At 72.6% G+C, this 26,608-nt stretch carries 20 protein-coding genes and 1 tRNA gene; 12 read left to right on the forward strand and 9 right to left on the reverse strand.

The features are described 5' to 3' along the window. Nucleotides 1-35 precede the first annotated feature (35 nt). Entirely contained in the window at nt 36-533 is a 498-nt protein-coding gene (locus J4709_RS40305; protein ID WP_208249742.1) for an Lrp/AsnC family transcriptional regulator, read from the reverse strand. Nucleotides 534-670: 137 nt separating this feature from the next. Between J4709_RS40305 and hppD the strand changes: the two genes are divergently transcribed. The 5 genes from hppD to J4709_RS40330 all read left to right on the forward strand — a co-directional run bounded on the left by hppD (nt 671) and on the right by J4709_RS40330 (nt 7,310). Next, on the forward strand, nt 671-1,762 hold the full coding sequence (gene hppD, locus J4709_RS40310) for a 4-hydroxyphenylpyruvate dioxygenase (RefSeq protein ID WP_208249744.1): 1,092 nt from the start codon (nt 671-673) through the stop codon (nt 1,760-1,762). A 102-nt stretch (nt 1,763-1,864) separates the two neighbouring features. Then, the gene (locus tag J4709_RS40315) at nt 1,865-2,860 is read left to right on the forward strand and encodes an RDD family protein (RefSeq protein ID WP_208249746.1); all 996 of its coding nucleotides are present in this window, start codon (nt 1,865-1,867) and stop codon (nt 2,858-2,860) included. A gap of 103 nt (nt 2,861-2,963) precedes the next feature. Beyond that, nucleotides 2,964-3,791, forward strand: coding sequence for an RDD family protein (locus J4709_RS40320; RefSeq protein ID WP_208249748.1), 828 nt, complete (start codon nt 2,964-2,966; stop codon nt 3,789-3,791). Nucleotides 3,792-3,919: 128 nt separating this feature from the next. Next, entirely contained in the window at nt 3,920-5,485 is a 1,566-nt protein-coding gene (locus J4709_RS40325; protein ID WP_307801981.1) for a M1 family metallopeptidase, read from the forward strand. A gap of 397 nt (nt 5,486-5,882) precedes the next feature. Continuing rightward, nucleotides 5,883-7,310 carry a M1 family metallopeptidase gene (locus tag J4709_RS40330; protein ID WP_208249751.1) on the forward strand — a complete coding sequence of 476 codons (1,428 nt, stop codon included), beginning with the start codon at nt 5,883-5,885 and terminating at the stop codon, nt 7,308-7,310. Between the two features lie 82 nt (nt 7,311-7,392). On the opposite strand, the gene ilvA is transcribed toward J4709_RS40330, so the two are convergent. Genes ilvA through J4709_RS40345 form a run of 3 tightly spaced genes read right to left on the reverse strand, consistent with a single transcriptional unit; the run spans nt 7,393 to nt 10,834 of the window. After that, nucleotides 7,393-8,619, reverse strand: a complete 1,227-nt coding sequence (gene ilvA / locus J4709_RS40335) for a threonine ammonia-lyase (protein ID WP_208249753.1) — start codon at nt 8,617-8,619, stop codon at nt 7,393-7,395. A 59-nt stretch (nt 8,620-8,678) separates the two neighbouring features. Continuing rightward, nucleotides 8,679-9,674 (reverse strand): ROK family protein, encoded by a 996-nt coding sequence (locus tag J4709_RS40340; RefSeq protein ID WP_208249755.1) that lies wholly within the window; start codon nt 9,672-9,674, stop codon nt 8,679-8,681. After that, entirely contained in the window at nt 9,674-10,834 is a 1,161-nt protein-coding gene (locus tag J4709_RS40345; RefSeq protein WP_208249757.1) for an FIST signal transduction protein, read from the reverse strand. The genes J4709_RS40340 and J4709_RS40345 overlap by 1 nt, the downstream gene beginning before the upstream one ends. Nucleotides 10,835-11,014: 180 nt before the next feature. Here J4709_RS40345 and J4709_RS40350 point away from each other — a divergent pair, with 180 nt between their 5' ends. The 3 genes from J4709_RS40350 (at nt 11,015) to J4709_RS40360 (ending at nt 15,165) form a co-directional block, all read left to right on the forward strand. Beyond that, nucleotides 11,015-12,436 (forward strand): sigma 54-interacting transcriptional regulator, encoded by a 1,422-nt coding sequence (locus J4709_RS40350; protein WP_208249766.1) that lies wholly within the window; start codon nt 11,015-11,017, stop codon nt 12,434-12,436. A 37-nt stretch (nt 12,437-12,473) separates the two neighbouring features. Further along, a complete protein-coding gene (locus tag J4709_RS40355; protein ID WP_208249767.1) occupies nt 12,474-14,528 on the forward strand; it encodes a vWA domain-containing protein in 2,055 nt (684 codons plus the stop codon). 94 nt (nt 14,529-14,622) lie between these two features. Continuing rightward, nucleotides 14,623-15,165, forward strand: coding sequence for a hypothetical protein (locus tag J4709_RS40360; protein WP_208249769.1), 543 nt, complete (start codon nt 14,623-14,625; stop codon nt 15,163-15,165). A 27-nt stretch (nt 15,166-15,192) separates the two neighbouring features. On the opposite strand, the gene J4709_RS40365 is transcribed toward J4709_RS40360, so the two are convergent. After that, entirely contained in the window at nt 15,193-16,362 is a 1,170-nt protein-coding gene (locus J4709_RS40365) for an alpha/beta hydrolase (RefSeq protein ID WP_307801983.1), read from the reverse strand. A 288-nt stretch (nt 16,363-16,650) separates the two neighbouring features. Next, nucleotides 16,651-17,799, reverse strand: coding sequence for a cystathionine gamma-synthase (locus J4709_RS40370; RefSeq protein ID WP_208249777.1), 1,149 nt, complete (start codon nt 17,797-17,799; stop codon nt 16,651-16,653). A gap of 208 nt (nt 17,800-18,007) precedes the next feature. Between J4709_RS40370 and J4709_RS40375 the strand changes: the two genes are divergently transcribed. Further along, the gene (locus J4709_RS40375) at nt 18,008-20,116 is read left to right on the forward strand and encodes an MMPL family transporter (protein WP_307801985.1); all 2,109 of its coding nucleotides are present in this window, start codon (nt 18,008-18,010) and stop codon (nt 20,114-20,116) included. A gap of 156 nt (nt 20,117-20,272) precedes the next feature. Here J4709_RS40375 and J4709_RS40380 read toward each other — a convergent pair whose 3' ends face one another. Next, nucleotides 20,273-21,661, reverse strand: coding sequence for a cystathionine beta-synthase (locus J4709_RS40380; RefSeq protein ID WP_208249779.1), 1,389 nt, complete (start codon nt 21,659-21,661; stop codon nt 20,273-20,275). Nucleotides 21,662-21,849: 188 nt separating this feature from the next. Here J4709_RS40380 and J4709_RS40385 point away from each other — a divergent pair, with 188 nt between their 5' ends. From J4709_RS40385 to J4709_RS40395, 3 genes are all read left to right on the forward strand, one after another. Then, nucleotides 21,850-22,866 carry an SGNH/GDSL hydrolase family protein gene (locus J4709_RS40385; RefSeq protein WP_208249780.1) on the forward strand — a complete coding sequence of 339 codons (1,017 nt, stop codon included), beginning with the start codon at nt 21,850-21,852 and terminating at the stop codon, nt 22,864-22,866. Between the two features lie 199 nt (nt 22,867-23,065). Continuing rightward, complete coding sequence (locus J4709_RS40390; RefSeq protein ID WP_208249781.1) at nt 23,066-24,286, forward strand: acetyl-CoA C-acetyltransferase; 1,221 nt, start codon at nt 23,066-23,068, stop codon at nt 24,284-24,286. Nucleotides 24,287-24,474: 188 nt separating this feature from the next. Beyond that, complete coding sequence (locus J4709_RS40395; RefSeq protein ID WP_173096312.1) at nt 24,475-24,702, forward strand: DUF4287 domain-containing protein; 228 nt, start codon at nt 24,475-24,477, stop codon at nt 24,700-24,702. Nucleotides 24,703-24,893: 191 nt separating this feature from the next. Here the strand turns inward: J4709_RS40395 and J4709_RS40400 are convergent. Together J4709_RS40400 and J4709_RS40405 are read right to left on the reverse strand one after the other, a co-directional pair. Beyond that, a tRNA-Leu gene (locus J4709_RS40400) sits at nt 24,894-24,966 on the reverse strand. A gap of 96 nt (nt 24,967-25,062) precedes the next feature. After that, nucleotides 25,063-26,412, reverse strand: a complete 1,350-nt coding sequence (locus J4709_RS40405; RefSeq protein WP_208249782.1) for an NAD(P)/FAD-dependent oxidoreductase — start codon at nt 26,410-26,412, stop codon at nt 25,063-25,065. Between the last annotated feature and the right edge of the window lie 196 nt (nt 26,413-26,608).

The raw sequence follows: 26,608 nt of genomic DNA on the forward strand, positions 1-26,608 counted from the left end.
CGGCCGGGAGAGCACACCGCGGTCCGCCGCCCCGCTCAGCGGGGCGGCGGACCGTCGCTTTGCGCGGATCCGGCCACCTTCCGCATCAGCGGGAGGGTGCGGTAGGGGATCTGGGTCGCCAGCGAGATGACCGACGAGGCGCGCTCGACGCCCGCGACGTCCACGATCACGTCGATGACGCGCTGCAGGTCGGCGTTGCTGCGCGCGACGACGCGGCAGAGCATGTCGCCGGGGCCGGTGATGGTGTGCGCCTCGATCACCTCCGGGACCTGGGCGAGCCGGCGGGCGACGGGGTCGTGCCCGCCGGCCTGCCGCAGCTGCACGGTGACGAACGCGGTGACGCCGTAGCCGAGCGCGGCCGGGTCGAGCTCGGGGCCGAACCCGGCGATGACGCCGTCGCGCGACAACCGGTCCAGGCGGGCCTGGACGGTGCCGCGGGCGACGCCGAGGCGGCGGGACGCCTCCAGCACGCCGACGCGGGGCTCGGCGGCGAACATCTCGATCAGCCGGCCGTCCAGCTCGTCGATGGGCACGGCGTCCTCCCCGGGCTCGTGTGGTCCTGGTCACGGTGTACAGGGTTACCGGTCGTTTCCGTGGATGACTGTACAGAGTGCTCAGTGATTTCGACGACTCTTGCGCACCTTGTAGGCGTATGCCCAGATTGGTGGGCATGGATGAGTTTCCGGTCAAGGGCATGGACGCCGTCGTGTTCGCCGTCGGCAACGCCAAGCAGGCGGCGCACTACTACTCGACCGCGTTCGGGATGCGCCGGGTCGCCTACCGCGGCCCCGAGAACGGCAGCCCCGACGAGGCGGTGCACGTGCTGGAGTCGGGCGGCGCCCGGTTCGTGTTCCGCGGCCCGGTGAAGGCGGGCACGGAGATCGGCCGGCACATCGCCGAGCACGGCGACGGGATCGTCGACCTCGCGATCGAGGTGCCGGACGTCGAGCACGCCTACCGGCACGCGCTCGCCAAGGGCGCGACGGGCATCGAGGAGCCGCACGTCCTGGAGGACGAGCACGGCAAGGCGACGGTCGCGGCGATCGCCACCTACGGCGAGACCCGGCACACACTGGTCGACCGCTCCAACTACACCGGCCCGTACCTGCCGGGCTTCGAGGCCGCCGGCCCGATCGTCGAGCCGCCGGAGAAGCGCTTCTTCCAGGCGATCGACCACTGCGTCGGCAACGTCGAGCGCATGGACGAGTGGGCCGAGTTCTACCACCGCGTCATGGGCTTCACCGACATGGCCGAGTTCGTCGGCGACGACATCGCCACCGAGTACTCGGCGCTGATGTCCAAGGTCGTCGCGGACGGCACCCGGAAGGTGAAGTTCCCGCTGAACGAGCCGGCGGAGAGCCGGCGCAAGTCGCAGATCGACGAGTACCTGGAGTTCTACGGCGGGCCGGGCGTGCAGCACATCGCGCTGGCCACCAACGACATCCTGGCCTCGGTCGACCGGATGCGCGCCGCCGGCGTCGAGTTCCTGGACAGCCCCGACTCCTACTACGAGGACGCGGAGCTGCGCGAGCGCATCGGCGAGGTGCGCGTGCCGATCGAGGAGCTGAAGAAGCGCCGCATCCTCGTCGACCGGGACGAGGACGGCTACCTGCTGCAGATCTTCACCAAGCCCGTCCAGGACCGCCCGACGGTGTTCTTCGAGCTGATCGAGCGGCACGGGTCGCTCGGCTTCGGCAAGGGCAACTTCAAGGCGCTGTTCGAGGCGATCGAGCGCGAGCAGGAGCGCCGCGGCAACCTGTGACGCGCGCCGAGCCGGCCCGTCCGGCCCCGGGGACCTCGGTGTCCGGGGCCGGTCAGGGGCCCGGCGAGCGGACGGCGGCGCGGGCGGGCACACTGTGTCGTCATGACCGAAGCGCCGCACAACGCCGAGCCGCCCAAGGAGCCGGGGACGCCGCCGAGCCCCGAGCCGCCGGAGCCGGCGGACCAGGGCTGGGCCTCCCCCGACGCGCCGTCCGCCGACGCGCCGTCCGCGGCGGCCGCACCGTCCCCTGAGGCCGCGCCGTCCCCCGAGGCCCGGCCGGACGTGCCCGCGCCCGCGGAGCCGGCGGACGACCGCCCGCCGCCGTACCAGGGCGCGTACGGCGCGCCTCCCGGGAGCCCGCGGCCGGGGTTCGCGCCCCCGCCCGGATACCCGGCGCCCGGTTCCGGCCAGGCCGGATACGGCCAGGCGCCCTATGGGCAGCAGGCCCCGTACGGCCAGCAGGCGTCCTACGGCCAAGCGCCCTATGGGCAGGCGCCTTACGCTCAGGCGCCTTACGGGCAGGCCGCGTACGGTCCTCCGTCCTACGGCCCGGGACAGGCGGGCGTGCTCGCCCCGCGCGGGAAGCGGCTCGCCGCCGGGGTCATCGACAGCTTCATCGTCGGCATCTTCGGCGTGCCGGTCATGCTCTTCGCCATCCGCTGGGACCGGATGCGGGAGATCGCCGAGAGCGGCCAGACCATGCGGAACCCGATGGACATCTACAGCATGCCGCGACTGCTCATCGGCTACGTCTTCGTGTTCCTGGTCGGCTTCGCCTACTACACGATCCTGCACGCCCGGTGGGGGCAGACGCTCGGCAAGCGCGCCGTCGGCATCCGGGTGGTGCGCGCCGGCGACCACGCCGCGATCGGCTGGGGGCGCGCCGCCGCCCGGCAGGCGTTCGTCTACGTCGGCTCCGTCCTCACCACCATGATGAACCTCCTCGTCCCGTTCGGGGGCCTCATCGGGTTCGTCGTGATGCTCGACAACGCGTGGATCCTGTGGGACCGCGACCGGCGGGCCGTCCACGACATGGTCGCCGGGACGGTCGTGGTGCAGGCTCCGGCGTGGGCGCCGGACCCGTACGCGCGTAGCTGATCCCCGCCGCCGGGGCAACCCTTGATCATTCGGGCGGTAAACATTCCGGTGTGCGCCGACGCGGCGAGGTTTGGACGGACGCGGCGCGGCGAACCTCTCAGACATGACGCAACCGCCCCATGACCCCCAGTCCGGGGACCAGCCGGAAGAACGGCCGCACGGGCAGGAACCGCACGGGCAGCCGGGAGGACCGGAACAGCCGGGCCCCTACACGGGTCCGCCGTACGGAGGGCAAGGCCAGCAGCCGTACGGCGGACAGCCGGGGTACGGCCAGCAGCAGCCGGGCTATGGGCAGCCCGGATACGGCGAGCAGCAGCCGTACGGGCAACAGCAGCCCTATGGCGAGCAACAGGGATGGGGCGGGCAGCAGGGGTACGGGCAGCAGCCCTCCCCCGGCTACGGCGAACCCTACGGAGGGCTGCCCCGCTACCAGGGCGGCCCGGGCGAGTACACCGACCCGTCCGCCGGGCTGGCGAGCCGGTGGGCGCGCCTCGGCGCCGCCATCATCGACGGCATCATCGTCGGGATCGTCGTCGGGCTGATCTCGCTGCCCTTCGTCAACTGGGACCACGTGTTCCACAACAACGGGACGATGTACGACGGCGCCCGGGTCGGCACCAACGCGATCAGCGTCGTGCTGAGCTTCCTGTACTTCTGGCTGATGACGGCCAGGTGGGGCCAGACGCTCGGCAAGATGCTGCTGAAGATCCGGGTCGTCCGGCAGGACGACGGCCTGGCGATCACGAACGGGCAGGCGGCGGGCCGGGCGGCGTTCTACACCGTCCTCGGCGGCATCTGCGGGTGCATCGGGCTCATCGACGTGCTGTGGATCCTGTGGGACCCGCGCAAGCAGGCGCTGCACGACAAGGTCGCGCGGACGGTGGTCGTCAAGGCCGGCGCCCACCTGCCCGACCCGTACCTGCACCGCTGAGCGCGTCCCGGAGTTGCCGGGCACGGCCCGGCACGGGCAGGCTGGGCGGCGTGCATATGGCCGGAAACTCCCCCAGCCCCCACCGCCGCCCGGGCGCCGTGCTCCGCGGCACCGTGTTCCGTGGCGCCGTGTTCCGCGGAGCCGCGTTGCGCGGCACCGCCGGGCTGGCCGCGCTCGCCGTCGCGGGCTCGCTGACCGCCGCCTGCGAGGTCTCCATCGGCAAGGGCGGGTCGGGGTCCGGGTCGTCCTCGGCCGGGTCCGCCGCCGCGGGCCCCGCCGGCCCGACGACCGCCGGCGACCCGTACGTCCCGGGCGACGGCAACGGCGGGTACGACGTGCAGAACTACAACCTGAAGCTGAACATCACGCCGGACGCGTCCACCGAGCTGGACGCGACGGCGACGATCACGGCGACGGCCAAGGAGAAGCTCGGCCGCTTCAACCTGGACCTGACCGGCCTGACCATCTCCTCCATCACCGTGGACGGCAAGCCCGCGCGGCAGCAGCGGGCGGGCGGCGAGCTGGAGGTCACCCCGGCCGAGGAGCTGGCGAAGGGCGCGAAGTTCACCACGGTGGTGAAGTACTCGGGGACGCCGCGCACCATCTCCGACCCGATCCTCGGCACCTACGGCTGGGTCCGCACGTCCGACGGGGTCTTCATCGCCTGCGAGCCGAGCGGCGCGCACACCTGGTTCCCCGCCAACGACCACCCGAGCGACAAGGCCACGTTCGACTTCGAGGTCACGGTGCCGCAGGGCCTCACGGCGATCGCCAACGGCGAGCCCACCACGCCGGTGACCGGCTCGGGAGGCGGCGGCGCCCCCGGCCTGCCCGGCGCCCCCGGCGGCCCCGGCAGTCCGGGCGGTCCCGGTGCCGGGCAGTCGCCGAGCGGCGACCCGTCGGTCGTCCCGGCCGCCGACCGCCGCGCCACGACCACCACGACCTGGCACGTCAAGCAGCCGATGGCGACGTACCTGGCGACGGTGGACGTCGGCCGGTTCGCGGTCCGCACCACCAAGACCGCGAGCGGTATCCCGGTGATCACCGCGGTCGACCCGAGCGTCGCGGGCGCGGACGTGGACGCGTTCGCCAAGCTGAACGCCGACGTCATCGACCAGTGGTCCAAGCTGTTCGGCCCGTACCCGTTCGACTCCACCGGCGGGCTGATCGACAACGCGCAGGTCGACTTCGCGCTGGAGACCCAGACCCGTCCCGTGTACGGGGGGTTCGGGCTCCAGCCGACGGTCGTCGCGCACGAGCTGTCGCACCAGTGGTTCGGCGACAGCGTGAGCGTCGGCCGCTGGCAGGACATCTGGCTGAACGAGGGCTTCGCGACGTACGCGGAGTGGCTGTGGGGCGAGAAGACCGGCGGGCCGAGCGTCCAGCAGCAGTTCGACCAGCGGTACCGCGGCGGCGCGGGCGGCGAGCTGTGGGACGTGCCGCCGGGCAACCCGGGCCGCCGCCAGATGTTCGGCCGCTCGGTGTACGACCGGGGCGGCATGACGCTGGTCGCGCTGCGCTCCCGGATCGGCGAGCCGGCCTTCTACCGGCTCCTCCAGACATGGACCAAGCAGCACAAGTACTCGACCGGCACGACGAAGGAGTTCATCGCGCTGGCCGACAAGGTGTCCGGCAAGAAGCTGGACGAGTTCTTCGACGCCTGGCTGTACCGCAAGGGCCGCCCCGCGAAGTGAACCGCCCGGTGAGCCGTGCGGTGAACGGCGCGGTGAACGAGGCGGTGAACGGCGCGGTGATCCCGGGGTGATCCGCGTCCGGGGGCGGTGAAGGAACGGCAAGGGACGCGGAAAGACCGGCCGGTTCCCACACCGGGCGGGCCGCGCGTACGGCACCATCCTGCAGTGAACGGACCTTCCGGACCGTCCGCCGTCCAGGCGGGCGGGCCCGGTCCGCCTGTCCGGAGCGGCGGGCGGCGAAGCCTTGTCCCTTGCCCGACTCCGCCCGCCCCCGTTCCGGTCCGTCCGCGAAATCCGTCCCGGACCACACCAATTCGAGATGGAAACGCGCTTGAACACCGCCCGGACACCGGAAATTCTTGATCCACTTGTGTCGTCTCACTCGAGGACGAGGTCGATGAGCAGAACCCCCAGAGCTCTTACCGTCGTCGCGCTCGGCGCGGCGGCGGGCCTCCTGGTGTCGGCGGCGGCCCCCGCCGGCGCCGACGCCGTGCGGTTCACCCCGGGCGCGCCCGGGGCGGGCGACCCCTACTTCCCGGACATGGGCAACGGCGGCTTCGACGTCTCCCACTACGACATCGCGCTGCGCTACGACCCGAAGACCAAGGCGATCCAGGCCGTCACCACCGTCACCGCGCGGGCCACGCAGAACCTGTCGCGGTTCGACCTGGACTTCCAGGGCCCGCTGAAGATCTCGTCGCTGACCGTGGACGGCCACAAGGCCGCCTACACGCGGTCCGGCGCCCAGGAGCTGGTGATCACGCCCCGCAAGGGGCTGCGCGAGCACCACCGGTTCCAGGTCCGCGCCGTCTACTCCGGCGTCCCGCAGACGATCAACGACCCCGCGCTGGGCGTGTCCGGATGGATCCCGACCGCCGACGGCGGGATCATGCTGAACCAGCCGATCGGCGCCGCCACCGTCTACCCGGTGAACGACCACCCGACCGAGAAGGCGACGTACAGCTTCACGCTGACCGCGCCGAAGGACCTCACCACGCTGGCGAACGGCGACCTGACCGGCAAGCGGACCAAGGGCGGGCTGACCACCACCCGCTGGGAGATGCGCAGCCCGATGGCCAGCGAGCTGGCGATGGTCGCGTTCGGCAAGTACGACGTGGTCACGGGCCGCACGAAGGGCGGCGTCCCGAACCTGACCGCGACCGACCGCGCGATGGCCATCTCCGCCGCGGACGCCAAGAAGTTCAACCAGCAGACCGCCGAGGTCGTCGACTTCGAGTCCGGGATGTACGGCCGCTGGCCCTACAGCTCCACCGGCGGCGTCACGGTGAAGGCGGGCGTCGGCTACGCGCTGGAGACGCAGGGCCGCCCGGTGTACGACCTGGGCCGCCACCCCGGCACGGTCCCGTCCGGCGACCTCCTCGCGCACGAGCTCGGCCACCAGTGGTTCGGTGACTCGGTCTCGCCGAAGCGGTGGGCCGACATCTGGCTGAACGAGGGCTTCGCGACGTACTCGGAGTGGCTGTACGGCGCGGCGCACGGCGGCAAGACCGTCCAGCAGTACTTCGACGCCGACTACGCGACTCCGGCGGGCGACGACCTGTGGAAGGGCAAGGTCGCCGACCCGGGCCGCGACCACATCTTCGACGGCCTGGTGTACGACCGCGGCGCGATGGCGATCCACGTGCTGCGCCAGACCATCGGCGACAAGGCGTTCTTCAAGCTGCTGAAGGCGTGGCCCGCCCGGTACCGCTACGGCAACGCCTCGACGAAGGACTTCGTCGCGTTCGCCCAGCAGGTCGCGCACAAGGACCTGAGCGGCTGGGCCGGCAAGTGGCTCTACGCCGAGGGCAAGCCGGCCCTCTGACCCGTCCCGAACGACGTTCACTTGCGGCGTGTCGGCCTTGAAAGCCCCGTCTTGAGGCCGACACGCCGCAAGTCAACGGGGGTCAGCTCAGCGTGAGGGTGTAGCCCTTGGCGCGCAGGCGGCCGATGACGTCCTCGGAGTGGTCGGCGCCGCGGGTCTCCAGGTGCATCAGCACCTCCGCCTCCTCGACGTGCAGCCGCGCGGCGACGCGCTCGTGCATCACGTCCAGCACGTTGACGCCCAGCTCGGCGAGTTCGCTCAGCAGCGTGACGAGCGCGCCGGGACGGTCCTTCAGCCGGCACCGCACGACCAGGTACCGGCCCGCGCCCGCCAGGCCGTGCCGCAGCACCTTCGACAGCAGCAGCGGGTCGATGTTGCCGCCCGACAGCAGCACGACGACCGGCGGCTTCACCGCGTACGAGTGCTCCAGCAGCGCCGCGACCCCCGCCGCGCCCGCCGGCTCGACGACCTGCTTGGCGCGCTCGAGGCACAGCAGCAGCGCCTGCGAGATCGACTCCTCGGTCACCGTGACGACCGCGTCGACCAGCTCGCTGACCAGGCCGTAGGTGATGTCGCCGGGGCGTCCGACGGCGATGCCGTCCGCCATCGTCGGCTGCAGCTCGATGCGGACGGGCTGGCCGGCCGCGAGCGACGGCGGGAACGCGGCGGCGCGCTTGGCCTGCGCGCCGACGACCTTGACGCCCGAGTCGCGGCCGAGCTCCTTCGCGGCGCCCTTCACCGCCCCGGCGATCCCGGCCATCAGCCCGCCGCCGCCGACCGCGCCGACGACCGTCGCGACGTCCGGGCACTGCTCGAGGATCTCCAGGCCGATCGTCGCCTGCCCGGCGACCACGTCCAGGTGGTCGAACGGGTGGATGAACACCGCGCCGGTCTCCTCGGCGTGCTGCTGCGCGGCGACGAGGCAGTCGTCGACGGTCGGGCCGGGGAACAGCACCTGCGCGCCGTACCCCTTGGTCGCCGCGATCTTCGGCAGCGGCGCGCCGACCGGCATGAACACCGTCGACCGGCAGCCCAGCATGGACGCGGCGAGCGCGACGCCCTGCGCGTGGTTGCCGGCGCTGGCGGCGACGACCCCGCGGGCCCGCTCGTCCGCGCTCAGCCGGGCGATCCGCACGTACGCGCCGCGGATCTTGAAGGAGCCGGTGCGCTGCAGGTTCTCGCACTTCAGCAGCACCGGCCCGCCGATGAGCTCCGACAGCACCCGGGAGGCGATCAGCGGGGTGGGCACCGCCACGTCGCGGAGGAGGTCCCGCGCGGCGCGTACCTCGTCGATGAAGACGGCACTCATCCCACGATCTTCCCACGCGCCGGCCCGCGCTCCGGCGGGCCGCTCCGCGCGGCCGGCGGTCAGTCGCCGGCGTTCCAGTAGCGGTCCTGCACGAGGATCAGGGCGGCGGCGCCGATCAGCCCGGCGGTCTGCCCGAGCGCCGCCGGGACGATCTGCGTCTTGCGCGCGAACGCCATCCACGCGTGCGCCCGGAACGCCTCCTCGACCGGGTCGAACAGCAGCGCGCCCGCCTGCGAGACGCCGCCGCCGATCGCGACGACGTCCAGGTCGCACAGGTGGGTCGCGGACGCGATCGCGACGCCGATGGCGTGGCCCGCGCGGCGCATCGCGGCGACCGCGACCGGATGGCCGCGGCGCGCGTCGGACGCCAGCTCGACGCCGGTGACGTCCTGGCCGCCCTGCCGCCAGCCCTCCGCGCGCGCCCACGCGACCAGGCCGGGGCCGCGGGCGATCGCCTCCAGGCAGCCGTGCCCGCCGCACTCGCACGGCGGGCCGGACGGCTCGACGACCACGTGCCCGATGTGCCCGGCGTTGCCGCTCGCGCCGTCCACCAGCCGGCCGCCGAGGATCAGGCCGCCGCCGACGCCGGTGGACACCACCATGCCGAGCAGGTTGCTGCGGCCGCGCCCCGCGCCGCGCCAGTGCTCGCCGATCGCGACGCAGACGGCGTCGTTGTGGACGCGGACGGGCAGCCCCGGGTACCGGGCGCGGAGCCGCTCGCGCAGCGGGAACCCGCGCCAGGCGGGGATGTTGAGCGGCGACACCTCCGCGGCGGGCCAGGTCATCGGGCCGCCGCAGCCGGCGCCGACGCCGCCGAGGGGCGGGAAGCCCGCGTCGGCGTGCACCTTGTCGAGCAGGCCCTGGAGCGTCCGCCACAGGCCCTCGGCGTCCAGGCCCTCGCCGTTCGGGGTGGCGACGCGGTCGTAGGCGACGACGCGCCCGCCGGGTTCGACGACGGCTGCGGCCAGCTTCGTCCCGCCGACGTCCACCGCCAGGACCGGGGCGGCCCTGCCGCCGCCCGTTCCCGCGACCTCGACCGGATCAGCCGCGGCCATCACCGGTCCCCCGCCCGGCCGAAGGCCAGGATGGACGCGGTGAACCCGTGCACGTGGTTGCGCCCGGCGACCGGGCCGATCTCGCCGGCGGCGAAGAACCCGCCGACCCCGGCCGGGCCGAACGCCCGGTCGAGCACCTTCGCGTCGTGGTCGGAGTCGGGGAACATCGCCTGCCCCCGCCCGTTGCAGGAGATCAGCAGGGCGCCCTCGACCGGCGCCAGGTCGAACCGCTCCAGCAGCGCGGTCAGCTCCTCCTCGGCGGCGCCCGCGTCGCGGACCTGGAACCGGACGGTCCGCCCCACGTCCACCACGTCGCCGATCGCGATCGCGCCGCTGTCGGTGTCGGCGCCGACCACCCCGCGGACCAGGAAGTCGCCGCGCTCGTGCTCGTCGGCGTACTCGTCCATCGCGACGCCGATCAGCAGGCCGCGGCCCGCCAGCTCCTGCTCGTCCTCGGGCAGCTCCAGGACGATCTGCTCCAGCTTCTCCAGCGCCGGCACACCCGCCAGCTCGTACAGGACGTTCTCGTCGGCCTTTGTCACCACCATGTCGGGGCCGATCGGGCGGGCGCCCTGGCTGACGACGGTCGCCGCGGTCACGGCGCCGCCGATCACCACGCCGACCGCACCGTCCTCGTGCACGTCGCCGTCGACGAACAGGCGCGCCTCGCCGTGCTCGCCCGCCTCCGCGAGGCCGCCGACCAGCGCGAGGCCCGGCAGCGCGTCGTCGGAGCGCTCGACGAACGCGTCCACCGGGAAGCTGTAGGGGTCGGCCAGCAGCAGCCCGACCACGTCGTCGTCCTGCCCCTCCGGCATGCCGACCACGATCAGCTTGTCCTCGGCCTTCAGGGTCTCCAGCCGGAACGCCTCCAGCCGCGCACCGGGCAGCACCGCCGCCCACGCGCTGACCGCGCCCGCCTCCTCCACGCCCCGGCCCCCGCCGATCACCCCGGACGCGCTGCAGCCGATCATCAGCGCGGGCGCCGCCGCCAGGGCCGCCCGCCGCGCCGCGGCCGCGATCTCCTCCGGATCGTCCCCGGAGATGAAGACGCAGACCAGGTCGGGCGCCGCGGACAGCGGCGCGAGCGCCTGCTCGACCGCGGACACGGCGGCACTGGACAGATCGGGGCCGAGGGCCAGGCCGTCACCGAATCGCGCCATCGGCGCCGCCTCCCTCTCTCCGTTCACCGGGTCGCATCACATCTCCCAGTCTCCCCCGCCGGACGCATCTGACCCAACACCCGGTCCCGGCACCGGTCCCGCCGCGCCCGGGCGCGGGGGGCGAAGGAATCCGCGGCGCACAGGTGCGATCGCGCGCACCGGCGACGTAGTGTCGATCGCGTGCGTTCATCCACACCACGCGAGACCACACTGGGCGAGCTGCGCACCAGCGGCCACGTCCAGCGATCGGTGAAGGCCGAGATCCGCCACAACCTGCTCGCCCGGCTGCGCGCCGGCGAGCCGCGCTTCCCCGGCATCCTCGGCTTCGACGACACCGTTCTCCCCCATCTGGAGCGGGCCCTGCTCGCCGGCCACGACCTCGTCCTGCTGGGCGAGCGCGGGCAGGGCAAGACGCGGCTGATCCGCACCCTCGGCGGGCTGCTGGACGAGTGGACCCCGGTGGTGGCCGGCTGCGAGATCAACGACCATCCCTACGACCCGGTGTGCGTGCGCTGCCGCCGGCTCGCCGCCGAGCGGGGCGACGAGCTGCCGGTCGAGTGGCGGCACCGCGACGACCGCTACGGCGAGAAGCTCGCCACCCCCGACACCAGCGTCGGCGACCTCATCGGCGACGTCGACCCCATCAAGGTGGCCGAGGGCCGCACCCTCGGCGACCCGGAGACCGTGCACTTCGGTCTCGTGCCGCGCACCAACCGCGGCATCTTCTCCATCAACGAGCTGCCCGACCTGGCCGAGCGGATCCAGGTGTCGCTGCTGAACGTGCTGGAGGAGCGGGACGTGCAGATCCGCGGCTACGCGCTGCGGCTGCCGCTGGACGTGCTGCTCGTCGCGTCCGCCAACCCGGAGGACTACACCAACCGGGGCCGGATCATCACCCCGCTGAAGGACCGCTTCGGCGCGGAGATCCGCACCCACTACCCGCTGGAGCTGGACGCCGAGCTGGCGCTGATCCGGCAGGAGTCCGACTTCGCGGACCTGGCGGGGCTGCCCGCCGAGGTGCCCGACCACCTGATCGAGATCATCGCCCGGTTCACCCGGCTCGTCCGGGAGTCGACGGCGGTGGACGCGCGGTCGGGCGTGTCGGCGCGGTTCGCGCTGGCGGGCGCGGAGACGGTCGCGGCGGGCGCGGTGCGGCGCGCGGCACTGGCCGGCGAGGAGCGCGCCGTGGCGCGCGTGTGCGACCTGCCGGCGGTGGTGCCGTCGCTGATGGGCAAGGTGGAGTTCGAGGTCAGCGAGGAGGGCCGCGAGCAGGAGGTGCTGGAGCACCTGCTGCGCCGCGCGGTCGCCGAGACCTACCGGCGCACGCTCGGCCCCGCCGACCTGTCCGGGCTGCTGGACAAGTTCGACTCCGGCGACACCGTCGACTCGGGCGAGCTGGTGCCCTCCACCGAGCTGCTGCGGCGGATCGGGCAGGTGCCCGGCCTCGCCAAGATCATGGAGCGGCTCGGCATGTCCGGGGAGTCCCCCGAGCAGGCCGCGGCCGCGCTGGAGTTCGCCCTGGAGGGGCTGTTCCTGACCCGGCGGCTGTCCAAGGACGTGCAGGGCGGCCGGGCCGACGGGACGGCGACGTACCGGACCTGAGCGCGGGTCCTGGAGGCGCCATGTCCGAGGAGGTTCGATGAGCCGGTACAGGTACGGCGCGTACGAGGACGGGCCCGACCCGCTGGCGCCGCCCTACGACGTCCGCGACGCGCTGGACGCGATGGGCGACTCGGTGCTGGACGGCACCCGTCCCGACGAGGCGCTGCGCGATCTGCTGCGCCGCGGGCTGCCGAACGCGCAGGGCCGCCGCGGGCTGGACGACCTGCTCCGCGAGGTGCGGGAGCGGCGGCGCGCGCTGCGCGAGCGGGGCCGTCTCGACGGCACGCTGGAGGAGGCGCGGGCGCTGCTCGACACCGCGATCGGGCAGGAGCGGGCGGAGCTGTTCCCCGACCCGTCCGACGACGCGCGGCTGCGGGAGGCGGAGCTGGACGCACTGCCGTCCGACACGGCGCAGGCGATCCGGCGGCTGTCGGACTACCAGTGGCGGTCGGAGGCGGCGCGGCAGACGTTCGAGCAGCTGAAGGACCTGCTGCGGCGCGAGGTGCTGGATTCGCAGTTCCAGGGCATGAAGCAGGCCCTGCAGAACCAGGACCCGGCGGCGATGCAGCGCGTCAAGGACATGATGGCGTCGCTGAACGAGATGCTGGAGAAGGACGCGCGGGGCGAGCACACCCAGGCCGACTTCGACCGGTTCATGGACGAGTACGGCGACATGTTCCCCGACCGTCCGGAGAACCTGGAGGAGCTGGTCGACCAGCTCGCCCGCCGCGCCGCCGCGATGGACCGGCTGCTGGCCTCGCTCAGCCCGGAGCAGCGCGCCGAGCTGGCGGGGCTGATGGAGCAGGCCATGCAGGACGCGGGCCTGGAGATGGAGATGACGCGGCTCGGTGACGCGCTGCGCGCGCGCCGTCCCGACCTGGGCTGGGGCCAACCGGAGCAGATGGACGGCGACAATCCGCTCGGGATGGGCGACGCCACGACCGCGCTCGCGGAGCTGGCGGACCTGTCGGAGCTGGAGGCGGCGCTCGGCCAGGACTATCCGGGTGCGCGGCTCGACGACGTCGACGAGGACGCCGTCCGGCGGGCGCTCGGCCGGCAGGCCGTCGACGACCTCGACGCGCTGCGCCGCCTGGAGAAGGAGCTGGAGAAGCAGGGCTACCTGCGGCGCAACCGCGGCAAGCTGGAGCTGACGCCGAAGGCGGTGCGGCGGCTCGGCGAGACGGCGCTGCGCCGGGTGTTCTCGCAGCTGACGACGGGCCGGCAGGGCGACCACGACCAGCGCGACGCCGGCCAGGCGGGCGAGCTGACCGGGTCCAGCCGGGAGTGGCGGTTCGGCGACGAGCAGCCCCTCGACGTCGTCCGGACGGTGAGCAACGCGATCCGCCGCAGCGCGATGGAGGGCCCGGTGCTCGGCGATGCGGCGGGCCTCGTCGCGGCCCCGCCCGCGTCCCCCGAGGGACTGACGGCGGTCGGCGCGGACGCGGTCGAACCGCGGCGTCCGGCGAGGGTGCGGCTCGGCGTCGACGACTTCGAGGTGCACGAGACCGAGCGGCGCACCGGCGCGGCCGTGTGCCTGCTGGTCGACCTGTCGTACTCGATGGTGCTGCGCGGGACGTGGGCGGCGGCCAAGCAGACCACGCTCGCCCTGCACACCCTCGTGACCAGCAAGTTCCCGCAGGACGCGATCCAGATCATCGGGTTCTCCAACTACGCGCGCACGCTGCACCCCGAGGAGATGGCGGGGCTCGACTGGGACATGGTGCAGGGCACCAACCTGCACCACGCGCTGATGATCGCGGGCCGGCATCTGGACCGGCACCCCGACTTCGAGCCGATCGTCCTCGTCGTCACCGACGGGGAGCCGACCGCGCACCTGCGCCCGGACGGCCGCTCGCTGTTCGACTACCCGCCGTCGACCGACACGCTCGTGCTGACGCTCGCCGAGGTCGACAAGATGACCCGGCGCGGCGCCACCATGAACTTCTTCATGCTGGCCGACGACCGGCGGCTGGTGTCGTTCGTGGAGGAGGTCGCGCGGCGCAACGGCGGCCGGGTGTTCGCGCCGGACGCCGACCGGCTCGGCGAGTACGTCGTCAGCGACTACCTGAGGGTGCGCCGGGGCCGCCGCTAGCCGGAGGCCGCTCACGGGGCGGCCCGGATCACGGTGCGGGCACGCTCCGGCACCCCCCGGGCACCCGGGCGGGTGAAGGCATAAGGTCGGCACCATGTCGACCTCCGACCGCATCCTGCTCATCCTGCACATCGGCTTCGCGATCTTCACGCTGGGCCCGCTGACCGCCGCGACGATGTCCACGCCGCGCTACATCCGCAACCGGAACGCCACCGTCGTGCGGTACCTCAACCGGACCACGCAGATCTACGGCGTCGGCACGCTGCTGATCTTCCTGTTCGGGCTGTGGCTGGCCAAGGGCGACTTCGCGAAGGTGTGGCTGTCGGCGTCGATGACGCTGTTCATCGTCGCGCTGGTGCTGCTGCTGATCGTCGAGCGGGACCAGCGGAAGGCCGTGAAGCTGCTCGACGAGGCGGGCCCGGCGCCCGCCGCCACGGCCCCCGCCGCGGAGGCCGGGGCCAAGGAGGAGGACGGCGAGCCCGCCGCGGCGAAGGCGGAGGAGAAGCCCGTGGCCGGCAAGGCCGCGGCCGCCGGCCGCGAGGTCGCGCCCGTCGAGCGGGGCCGCATCGCCGCCATCTCCGGCGTCATCGCGCTGATCTGGCTGGTGATCCTCGTCCTGATGGTCTGGAACGCCTGACGTCCCGCGGGGCGCGCCCCTCCGGGGTCAGGGGCGCGCCTTCGTCCGCGCCTTGATCCACTGCAGGATCTCGGCCGTGATGCCGTCGACGTTCAGCATGTCCCCGGCGTGCATGACGCCCGGGACCGTCTGCACCTTCACCGGGACGCCCGCGGCGCGCAGCGCGCTCGCGAGGCCCTGGCTCTGCGTCACCGGCACGAAGTCGCCGGTGGCGTGCAGCAGCAGCATCGGCGCGTCGCCGGCGGAGGCGTGCGTGGTGCTGTCGGCGTCCTCGACGCGCTTCCAGCACTGCGCGGCCTCGCCGGTCACGTCGGCGGAGCCGGGCACGCAGCGGACGAGGTCGACCACGGCGCGGCGCAGCTTGCGCTGCTGCAGCGACGCGCCGGTCAGCGCGCCGTCCTTGTAGGCCAGGAACGGGTTGTTCGGCGGCGACAGCGCCACGACGCCGCGCACGAGGTCGGTGCCGGTGCCGCGGGTGCCGAGCTGCGTCGCGAGCTGCCCGCCGGACGACGAGCCGAGCACGACGATGCGGTCGGGGTCGAGGTTCCAGCTGCGGGCGTGCTTCTTCATGAACTGCAGGGCCGACAGCGCGTCGTCGCGCTGCGCGGGCCACTGCGCCTTCGGCGCGAGCCGGTAGTTCGCCGCCAGGACGACGTAGCCGGCGTCGCTCAGCTTCCGCGCGAAGTACTTCCAGCTGTCCTTGCTGCCGCCGAGCCAGTAGCCGCCGTGGATGATCAGCACGCCGGGCCGGGACGCGCTCTTGGCCGCCTCGCCGGCGGCCCCGACCCCGTTGCGCTGCGCGCCGCCGCCGCGGGTCTTGACGCGCCGCGCCGGCGCCGGCTGCCAGTAGGCGTCGACGCGCTGGCTCGCGGACGGCCCGTAGCTGTACGTCGCGGACTTCGGCAGCCGCGGGGTGACCATGACGGCCTTGGCGCGGACGACGCCGTCGGTGCCGCCGCTCCCGGCCTCCGGCTCCCCGCCGGGCGGCTGCGTCGACGGCGTGCCGGACGGCGATCCGGTGCCGGGCGGGCCGGTGGGCATGTCGGTCGCCGGGTCGCCCGTCGGGGCGCCGGACGGGACCGACAGCGAGGGCGTCGGGCTCGGGCCGGGCGTGGTGGCCTGCGCGCCCATCGGCACCGCCACGGCGGAGACACACGTCGCGGCGAACGCCGCCCCACTGACCAGTACTTTGCGCACCCCGGGCCCCTTCGTGAACGAACCTGGCGGGCCGAGTATAGATGTTTGATCATGCGGAGTGCGGGAAGGCTACGCCGTTCGCCCGTTTCCGCCCGCCCCGAAGCCACAAAACACCAGCCCAGGGGCTTGAAGCTCAGCCACCGGTCACGGGCAGGCACGCGGAGCGAGCGCCAGCGAGCGCAGCGGGCCTGCCCGCCGACGGACGAGGCGTTTCGCGCGGAGCTCTAGCGGAGCGCGAAACGCCTCGTCCGTCGCAACGGGGGGTTCCAGGGGGTCGTCCCCCCTGGGTCAAGCGAGCGCGAGTTCGAGGTCGCGGAGAAGGTCTCCGGCGTCCTCGATGCCGACCGAGAGGCGGACGAGGTCGGACGGGACCTCCAGCGGCGAGCCGGCGGCGGAGGCGTGCGTCATCCGGCCCGGGTGCTCGATCAGCGACTCGACGCCGCCGAGCGACTCGCCGAGCGTGAACAGCTTCGTCCGCTCGCACACCCGGACGGCGGCCTCCTCCGACTCCATCCGGAACGAGACCATGCCGCCGAAGGCGCGCATCTGCTTGGCGGCGACCTCGTGGCCGGGGTGGTCGGGCAGCCCCGGGTAGAGCACCTGCCGGACGGCGGGGTGCCGGGTCAGCATGTCGGCGACCTTCTCGGCGTTGGCGCAGTGCCGGTCCATCCGGACGCCGAGCGTCTTGATGCCGCGCAGCGTCAGCCAGGCGTCGAACGGGCCCGCGACGGCGCCCATGGCGTTCTGGTGGAACGCCAGGCGCTCGCCGAGCCCGGCGTCGGAGACGATGAGCGCGCCGCCGACGACGTCGGAGTGCCCGCCCATGTACTTGGTGGTGGAGTGCACCACGACGTCCGCACCGAGCTCCAGGGGGCGCTGGAGGTAGGGCGAGGCGAAGGTGTTGTCGACGGCGAGGAGCGCGCCCCCGTCGTGCGCGATGCCGGCGAGCAGCGCGATGTCGGCGATGCCGAGCAGCGGGTTGGTCGGCGTCTCCACCCAGATCAGCTTCGTCTCGGGGCGGACCGCGGCGCGCACCGCCGCCGCGTCGCCGAGCGGCACCGGGTCGAACGCGACGCCCCACGGCTCGGCGACCTTCGCGAACAGCCGGTAGGTGCCGCCGTAGGCGTCGTCCGGGATGATCACATGGTCGCCGGGCTTGCAGACGGTGCGGATGAGGGCGTCCTCCGCGGCGAGCCCGGACGCGAACGCCAGCCCGCGCGCCCCCGCCTCGATCTCGGCCAGGCATACTTCCAGCGCGGTACGCGTCGGATTGGCCGAGCGGGAGTACTCGTAGCCGCCGCGCAGCCCCCCGATGCCGTCCTGCTTGTACGTGGAGACCTGGTAGATCGGCGGGACGACCGCCCCCGTGGCGGGGTCGGGCTCCTGCCCCGCGTGGATGGCCAGGGTCTCGAACCCCCGGTGAACCTCGTTGTCCATGGGTACGAGGCTATCCACCCTCCGCCCCTCCTCTGGGAGGAGGCGCTCCCCCGCAGGTATCAGCCCCCATTTCAGCACGCGGGTTGACGGCAGGAGCGCGTGCGTTCCCTACCGTTTAACCAGTATCCCGAGTTGACCCTTTATTTAAGGAAGACGCATGTTCGCTCGGCTCGCGCGCTTCGTCGTGAGACATCCATGGTGGACCATCGTGGCCTGGTTGGTGGCCGCCGGTCTCATCATCACGCTGTCCCCCAAGCTGTCCACCGAGTCCGACCAGGGCGACTTCCTGCCCTCCAAGTACGAGTCGGTCCAGGCGGCCAAGATCGCCCAGCAGGCGTTCCCGCAGCAGGAGGACACCTCCTCCATCGTCGTCGTCAAGCGCTCGGACGGAGGGAAGATCACCCCGGCGGACACCCGGGTGATCGACAAGGCCGCCGCGTCGATGAACGCGCACAAGCCGGCCACCGTGCTGAACTTCCTCACCGGCGCGCAGCTGGTGGCGCCCAACAAGGCCGTGCAGGTCATCTCGGTCCCGATGAAGGGCACCGACCAGGCGGCGAGCAAGAAGCAGGGCGACGCGGTCAAGGAGATACGCAAGGATCTGCCGAGCCTGCTGCAGGGCAGCGGCCTGCAGGCCAAGGTCGGCGGTGACGTCGCCGGCTTCGTCGACAACGAGGACTCCTTCAACAAGTCCTTCGAGATCGTCGGCATCGCCACCTTCGTGCTGATCATCGGGCTGATCCTGGTGATCTTCCGGGCGCCGATCGCGGCGGTCCTGCCGATCATCGTGATCATGGTGACGATGCAGGTCGCGATGGGCCTCATCGGCATCGCCTCGAAGCTGTTCAACTTCTCCGGCGACGACAGTCTCAGCACGATCATCCTCATCGTGCTGTTCGGCATCGGCGCCGACTACTACCTGTTCGTGATGTTCAGATTCCGCGAACGGCTGCGGGCCGGCGAGGACAAGAAGACCGCGATGATCAACGCGGTGGAGCGGGTCGGCGAGGTCATCTCCTCGGCCGCCGCCGCCATCGCCGTCACCTTCCTGGTCCTGCTGCTCGCGACGTTCGGCGTGTTCAGCGCCTGGGGCCCGGCCCTGGCGATCTCCGTCGTGACCATGGGCATCACCTCGCTGACCCTGTTCCCGGCGCTCGTGTCGCTGCTCGGCACCGCGGTGTTCTGGCCGTCCAAGGCCTGGAAGAAGCAGCCGAAGGAGCGCGTCTCCGGCGCCATCGGCCGGGGCGTCGGCCGCCACCCGGCCGTCGCCGCGCTGGCCGCCGGCGGCGTCATGGTCGTGCTCGCCATCGGCGCGCTCGGCTTCAAGTCCGACTACGACTTCGCCGCCGGGTTCCCGCAGAACACCGAGTCCGCGCAGGCCACCAAGGACATGGAGAAGGGCTTCCCGCCCGGCCTCACCCAGCCCGTCCAGGTCTTCATCAAGAGCGGCGACGGGCGGCCGGTCGGCAAGCAGCAGATCGCCGAGTTCAGCCGCAAGGCCGCGACCGCGCCCGGCGTCGGACGCGTCAACCCGGCCCAGCCCGGCAAGAACGGCGTGGTCCAGGTCGGCCTGGTGCTGAAGAAGAACCCGGCGTCCAACGAGGCGATCAGCCTGGTCAAGGACAAGCTCGCGCCCGCGGTGCACAAGATCGCACCGGCCGGGACGCGCGCCTACGTCGGCGGCCCGACGGCGACCTACGCCGACATCAACGCCGTCAACAACCGCGACCTGTCGGTCATCCTGCCGGTGGCGGCGGTGCTGATCGCGCTGATCCTGGCGCTGCTGCTGCGGTCGGTGGTCGCGCCGCTCTACCTGGTCGTGGCGGTGCTGCTCGGCTTCGCCTCCACGCTCGGCTCCGCGGTGTACGTCTTCCAGTACGCGCAGGGCAAGGAGGGCGTGATCTTCCAGCTGCCGATCATCCTCTACCTGTTCGTGCTGGCCATCGGGACCGACTACAACATCCTGATGACCGCGCGGCTGCGCGAGGAGGCCAAGGAGGGGCACAGCCCGCGGGAGGCGGCCTCGCGCGCCGTCCGGCACGGCGGCCCGACGGTCGCCGCGGCGGGCCTCATCCTGGCCGGCACCTTCTCGGTGATGCTGCTGGCGCCGGTGTCCATGCTCAAGCAGATGGGCTTCTCCGTCGCGATGGGCATCGCGCTGTCGGCCTTCGTGATGTCGACGTTCCTGGTGCCGGGCATCACCGCGATGCTGGGCCACCGCGCCTGGTGGCCGGGCCACGGGGACCGGCCGAAGAAGCAGCTCCGGGACCCGGGGCCGGTGCAGGACCAGTACGCCCCCACGGGCTACCCGTCCTAGGACGGAAGGCCCCCCGCGACGTCGGGTTGCGGGGCCCCGGTCGGAAATGCCGCCCACGGACCGGGGCCCGCAACCCGACTCCCTCGAAGGCGAAGCGCCGGAGACCGCAGCGGTCTCCGGCGCTTCGCCGCGTCCGGGCCCGGGGCCCTCGGGACGTCAGTTGTCGGGGTCGGCCAGGTAGGCGAGGAGGTCCTGGCGGGTGATGAGGCCCTTCGGCTTGCCGTCCACGAGGACGACGGCGGCGCCCGAGCGCTCCAGCACGCCGACGGCCTTGCTCACCGGCTCCCCGGACCCGATCGTCGGCAGCGGCGGCGACATGTGCGCCTCGACCGGGTCCAGCAGGCCGGTGCGCTCCTTGACCAGGACGTCGAGCAGCTCGCTCTCGACGACCGAGCCGATCACCTCGGCCGCCATCACCGGCGGCTCCTCCTTCATCACCGGCAGCTGCGACACCTCGTACTCGCGCATGATCGAGATCGCGGTCTGCACGCTCTCGTACGGGTGGACGTGCACGAACTCCGGGAGCGTGCCGCCCTTGCGGGTCAGCACCTCCGCCACGCGGGCCTCCTCGGTGGAGGACGGCAGGAACCCGTAGTCCTCCATCCAGCTGTCGTTGAAGATCTTGCTGAGGTAGCCGCGGCCGCCGTCCGGCAGCAGGACGACGATGACCGCGTCGGGGCCGGCCGTGGCGGCGACGCGCAGCGCGGCGACGACCGCCATCCCGCACGAGCCGCCGACCAGCAGCGCCTCCTCGCGGGCCAGGCGGCGGGTCATCAGGAAGGAGTCCTTGTCGGAGACCGCGATGACGTCGTCGCAGATGTCGCGGTCGTAGGTCTCCGGCCAGATGTCCTCGCCGACGCCCTCGGTCAGGTAGGGGCGGCCCGAGCCGCCCGAGTACACCGAGCCCTCCGGGTCGGCGCCGATGATCTTGACGCGGCCGCCGGACACCTCCTTGAGGTACTTGCCGGTGCCGCTGATCGTGCCGCCGGTGCCGATGCCCGCGACGAAGTGGGTGATGCGGCCCTCGGTCTGCTCCCACAGCTCCGGCCCGGTCGTCTCGTAGTGCGACACCGGGTTCTGCGGGTTGGTGTACTGGTTCGGCTTCCACGCGCCTGGGATCTCGGCGGCGAGCCGGTCGGAGACCGAGTAGTAGGAGTCGGGGTGCTCCGGCGAGACGGCGGTCGGGCAGACGACGACCTCCGCGCCGTACGCGCGCAGCACGTCCACCTTGTCCTTGGCGACCTTGTCCGGGCAGACGAAGACGCACTTGTAGCCGCGCTCCTGCGCGACGATGGCCAGCCCGACGCCGGTGTTGCCGGAGGTCGGCTCGACGATCGTGCCGCCCGGCCTGAGCGCGCCGGACGCCTCGGCGGCGTCGATCATCCGGACCGCGATGCGGTCCTTCACCGAGCCGCCGGGGTTGAAGTACTCCACCTTGGCCAGCACCTGCGGGCCGCGGTCGCGCGGCGTGCCCCCGGTCACCTTGCGCAGCCGAACGAGAGGGGTGTTGCCCATCAGCTCGACGAGCGAATCGTGTACGTGCACCGCGACGTCCTTGTCGTTCAGTGTGTCGGAATTCGGCGGGTCGCGTCCCCGTTCCAGCGAGTACCAGTGGGTAACCGGACCGCGGCGAAGGAGGGATGCCCCGGGTCCGACGGTAGCCGAGATCGGCCGCCGCGGGTATCGATCACCGCCCGCGGGGGTACAACTCAATCACGGAGGGTCAACGGAACATGCTGAGAGCGTTCACGGCGCGCCGGATCGCGGCCGCCGCGGCCTACGGAGGCGGGGGCATCACGGCCCTCGGCGGGATCACGTTCGGGCTGCTGGTGGCCGAGGCCAAGCTCGCCCGCAGGATCATCCAGGCGACGCCGAACGGGGATCCGCCGGTGGCGGACGGCCTGTACGGCGGGGCGCTCTCCGGCACGCCGCTGTCGCTGGTGATGCTGGGCGACTCGACGGGCGCGGGGCTCGGCGTGCACACCGCGGGCGAGACGCCGGGCGCGGTGCTGGCGGCGGGCCTGTCGGCGGTCGCGGGACGGCCCGTCCGGATGACGAACGTGTCGCGCTCGGGCGCGCAGTCGGCGGAGCTCGGCGCCCAGACCGACCAGGCGCTGCAGGTCCGGCCGGACATCGCGGTGATCATGATCGGCGCGAACGACGTGACCAACCGGGTGCCGCCGGGCACCGCCGTGCGGTACCTGTCGGACGCGGTGGAGCGGCTGCGCGCGGCGGGTTGCCAGGTGGTGGTCGGGACGTGCCCGGACCTCGGCACGATCAAGCCGGTGATGCAGCCGCTGCGGTGGATCGCGCGGCGGGCGAGCCGGCAGCTGGCGGCGGCGCAGACGATCGCGGTGGTGGAGCAGGGCGCGCGGTCGGTGTCGCTCGGCGACCTGCTGGGCCGCGAGTTCGCCGCCGATCCGCTCAGGATGTTCAGCGAGGACCGGTACCACCCGTCCGCGCGGGGGTACGCGGCGGCGGCGGGGGCGCTGCTGCCGTCGATGGCGCACGCGCTCGACCTGGAGCCGGACCTGGACGCGCTGCCCGCGCCGCGGCTCGGCGAGGGCGTGCTCCCGGTGTACCTGGCGGCGGCCGAGGCCGCGGAGGTCTCCGGCACGGAGGTGTCGGGCGCCTCCGTCGCGGGCCGCGAGCGGGGCCCGCGGGGGCGGTGGGCCCGGCTGCTGCGGCGCCGCTCGGAGCCGTCCGCCGACACCACGCCGGCCCCGACCGTGGCGCCGGACGTCGCCTGACGCCGGGGCCCGCGCGAGGGATCTTCGTGCAGGTGAGTAAGCGGACACTTATTAGACTCACCGTCAACACAGCCCGGGGGGCCGGGTTGCGCGCCGGTCCGGCGCGCGAGCTAGATTGCTGGTGACCGGCGAGTAACACCCGTCCGCCGCGACGGTCGCGCCGGGTCCGGAGACGGCCGCTGAGACAGGAGACCCGCACATGCCCGAGGCAGTCATCGTCGCCACCGCGCGCTCGCCCATCGGACGCGCCTTCAAGGGGTCGCTGAAGGACATCCGGCCCGACGACCTCACCGCCCAGATGATCACCGCCGCGATGGCGAAGGTCCCCCAGCTCGACCCGTCGCAGATCGACGACCTGCTGCTCGGCTGCGGCCTGCCCGGCGGCGAGCAGGGCTACAACATGGCCCGCGTGGTGTCGGTGCTGCTCGGCTGGGACAACGTGCCCGGCGCGACCATCACCCGGTACTGCTCGTCCTCCCTGCAGACGACCCGGATGGCGCTGCACGCGATCAAGGCCGGCGAGGCGGACGTCATCGTGTCGGCCGGCGTCGAGACCGTCAGCCGGTTCGCCAAGGGCAGCAGCGACGGCCTCCCCGACACCCAGAACCCGGTGTTCGCCGACGCGCAGGCACGCGCCGCCAAGGCCGCCGAGGGCGGCGCGGGCGTGTGGCACGACCCGCGCGAGGACGGCCAGGTCCCCGACATCTACATCGCGATGGGGCAGACCGCCGAGAACGTCGCCGGGATGCGCGGCGTCAGCCGGCAGGCGCAGGACGAGTTCGGCGTCCGCTCGCAGAACCTGGCGGAGAAGGCCCTCGCCAACGGGTTCTGGGAGAAGGACATCACCCCGGTCACCCTGCCCGACGGCACCGTGGCGGCCAAGGACGACGGCCCCCGCCCCGGCACCTCCTACGAGAAGGTGTCGCAGCTGCAGCCGGTGTTCCGCCCCGACGGGACGGTCACCGCGGGCAACTGCTGCCCGCTGAACGACGGCGCCGCCGCGGTCGTCATCATGAGCGACGCCAAGGCCGCCGAGCTCGGCATCACCCCGCTGGCGCGGATCGTCTCGACCGGCGTCACCGGCCTGTCCCCCGAGATCATGGGCCTCGGCCCGGTCGACGCGTCCCGCAAGGCGCTGGCCCGCGCCGGGATGACGATCGGCGACATCGACCTGGTCGAGATCAACGAGGCGTTCGCCGCGCAGGTGCTGCCGTCCGCCGAGGACCTCGGCATCGACCTGGACAAGCTGAACGTCAACGGCGGCGCGATCGCGGTCGGCCACCCGTTCGGCATGACCGGCGCGCGCATCACCTCCACGCTCGTGAACAGCCTGAAGTTCCACGACAAGCAGTTCGGGCTGGAGACCATGTGCGTGGGCGGCGGCCAGGGCATGGCGATGGTCCTGGAGCGGCTCTCCTGAGGACCGGCCCGCGGTGGCCCGCACCGGCGCGCTCCGGCGCCCGGTGCGGGCCACCTGCGCTTTTCCGGGGATTATCCCCGTTACGAATGATCTACGTAACGTAATAGATAGGTCCCCGTTAGGGGGTTGTCACATACGGGCCCGTGTTGCAGAGTGCCAGGAAGAGCCCCGCGACCTGGAGGTGCCAATTGTCACTGAACCACTCGCCGGAGACGCACAGCAAGCTGATAGCCCGCATCCCGCAAGTCACAGGACGTGACATCCCCGAGTGGTTCTCCACGATCGAGAACGGTCCCTCTTTCACCCGCTGCGAGGAACGCAGCACCTGGCTGGCCGAGGAGCACAACCTCTCCCACGGCTACGCCGCCGCTCTCGTCCGTGAACACGAACGCGCGCGCCGCGAGCGCCACTACTGAGGCGCCGCGCGCCGCCGGACGACCGGCCGCACGGCGGCCGAAAACCTCATAAGGACCTGGTGGGATCCCGCCAACGGATGCCCCCGCCGTCGTGCCGCCGCGCCGAGCGGTCGCCACGACACCGGCGCAGAGATCCCACGCGCGATCAGCCCCCGCCGACAGCGGCGGGGGCTGATCGGTGCGCGCACGGGTGCCCCTGGTCGGACTCGAACCGACACAATGGCTCTTTTAGGGAGCCCGCCTCTGCCATTGGGCTACAGGGGCGGCGTCATCATACCGGGACGGTGACCAGGGACACGGCGAGGCGAACGAGCCCGGCCGCGTCCCCGGCCCGGTCACCGCCCGGCGGACGGCCCGCCGCTACGCCGACTCGGTCGTGCGGCCCGCCGCGAGCTCGAACTCCTGGCGCGGCCACTCCAGCTCGCCGAGCGAGACGATCTCGCGCCGGAAGAACAGCGCGAGCGTCCAGTCCGCGGTGATCCGGAACTTCCGGTTGACGGTCGGCATCCGCGACAGGTGGTAGGTGCGGTGCATGACCCAGGCGGGCAGCCCGCGCAGCTTCATCCCGTAGACGTTCGCGACGCCCTTGTGCAGGCCCAGGCTCGCGACCGACCCGACGTACTTGTGCTCGTAGCGCTTGCGGGGCCGGCCGTGCAGGTCCGCCGCGATGTTGTCGCCGAGCCGCTTGGCCTGCCGCACCGCGTGCTGGGCGTTCGGCGCGGTGAACTCGGCGAACCCGGACCGGTCCGGGACGGCCGCGTTGTCCCCGGCCGTGTAGACGCCCTCGACGCCCTCGACGGTCAGCTCGTCGGTCGCCTTGATCCGGCCCTTGTCGTCCAGCGGCAGGTCGCTGCCCTTGACGACGGGGTGCGGCTTCACCCCGGCCGTCCAGACCAGGGTGCCGGCGTCGAACTCCTCGCCGTCGCTCAGCACGATGTGCCGCTTCTCCGCGGACTTCAGCATCGTCTCGAGCTTCACCTCGATGCCGCGCCGGCGCAGCGCCTCGGTCGTCCACCGGCCCATCTCGGGGCCGACCTCGGGCAGGATGCGGTCGGTCGCCTCGACCATCATCCAGCGCATGTCGGACGGGTCGATGTTCGGATAGAACTTGCAGGCGTCGCGGGCCAGATCCTCCAGCTCGGCGAGCGCCTCGATGCCCGCGAACCCGGCGCCGACGAACACGAACGTCAGCGCGCGCCGCCGCACCTCCTCGTCATCGGGGTTGGAGGCGGCGATGTCGAGCTGGTGCAGCACGTGGTTGCGCAGGAAGATGGCCTCCTCGACGGTCTTGAAGCCGATCCCGCACTCGGCGAGGCCCGGGACGGGCAGCGTCCGCGAGATCGAGCCGAGCGCCACCACGAGCAGGTCGTAGCCCATCGTCCGCTCCGGCACGCCCGCGGTCTGCGCGCCCGCGGGACGGAGGGTGATGCTGCGCGAGGCGTGCTCGATCCTCGTCACGTAGCCGTTGACGATCCGGCAGTGCGGCAGGACGCGCCGCAGCGGCGCGACGACGTGCCGCGGTTCCAGGTTCCCGGCCGCCGCCTCCGGCAGGAACGGCTGGTAGGTCATGTAGGACTGGGGGTCGATGACGGTGACGGCGATCTCGCCGCGCCGCAGCTCGCCGCGCAGCCGCTTCTGCAGCCGCAGGGCCGTGTACATGCCGACGTAGCCGCCGCCGACGATCACGATGTGCTTGCGCTCGGAAGGCATAACGGGAGCGATACCCGCATACGCGTGCGGATCACGCCGAGTGCGTCACAGCGGAAAGATCACCGGAAGCCGCGAACTTCCCCGGGCACCCCGGCATCTCACCGTATGTACCAACAGAGAGAGGACGGACCGGGACAGGGCCGGACGGGGGCGCCAAGCGACCGCGGACGGCGACCGGGAACAGAGGGCCGGTCGA

Origin of the sequence: Actinomadura violacea (assembly GCF_017573465.1) — a bacterium.
Classification (GTDB): Bacteria; Actinomycetota; Actinomycetes; order Streptosporangiales; family Streptosporangiaceae; genus Spirillospora; species Spirillospora violacea.

Coding starts and splice junctions, on each gene's coding strand:
- J4709_RS40360 (WP_208249769.1), top strand. CDS start 14,623: ATGTCGACCTCCGACCGCATCCTGCTCATCCTGCACATCGGCTTCGCG.
- J4709_RS40355 (WP_208249767.1), top strand. CDS start 12,474: ATGAGCCGGTACAGGTACGGCGCGTACGAGGACGGGCCCGACCCGCTG.
- J4709_RS40370 (WP_208249777.1), bottom strand. CDS start 17,799: ATGGACAACGAGGTTCACCGGGGGTTCGAGACCCTGGCCATCCACGCG.
- J4709_RS40390 (WP_208249781.1), top strand. CDS start 23,066: ATGCCCGAGGCAGTCATCGTCGCCACCGCGCGCTCGCCCATCGGACGC.
- J4709_RS40405 (WP_208249782.1), bottom strand. CDS start 26,412: ATGCCTTCCGAGCGCAAGCACATCGTGATCGTCGGCGGCGGCTACGTC.
- J4709_RS40315 (WP_208249746.1), top strand. CDS start 1,865: ATGACCGAAGCGCCGCACAACGCCGAGCCGCCCAAGGAGCCGGGGACG.
- ilvA (WP_208249753.1), bottom strand. CDS start 8,619: ATGAGTGCCGTCTTCATCGACGAGGTACGCGCCGCGCGGGACCTCCTC.
- J4709_RS40345 (WP_208249757.1), bottom strand. CDS start 10,834: ATGGCGCGATTCGGTGACGGCCTGGCCCTCGGCCCCGATCTGTCCAGT.
- J4709_RS40340 (WP_208249755.1), bottom strand. CDS start 9,674: ATGGCCGCGGCTGATCCGGTCGAGGTCGCGGGAACGGGCGGCGGCAGG.
- J4709_RS40330 (WP_208249751.1), top strand. CDS start 5,883: ATGAGCAGAACCCCCAGAGCTCTTACCGTCGTCGCGCTCGGCGCGGCG.
- J4709_RS40320 (WP_208249748.1), top strand. CDS start 2,964: ATGACGCAACCGCCCCATGACCCCCAGTCCGGGGACCAGCCGGAAGAA.
- hppD (WP_208249744.1), top strand. CDS start 671: ATGGATGAGTTTCCGGTCAAGGGCATGGACGCCGTCGTGTTCGCCGTC.
- J4709_RS40385 (WP_208249780.1), top strand. CDS start 21,850: ATGCTGAGAGCGTTCACGGCGCGCCGGATCGCGGCCGCCGCGGCCTAC.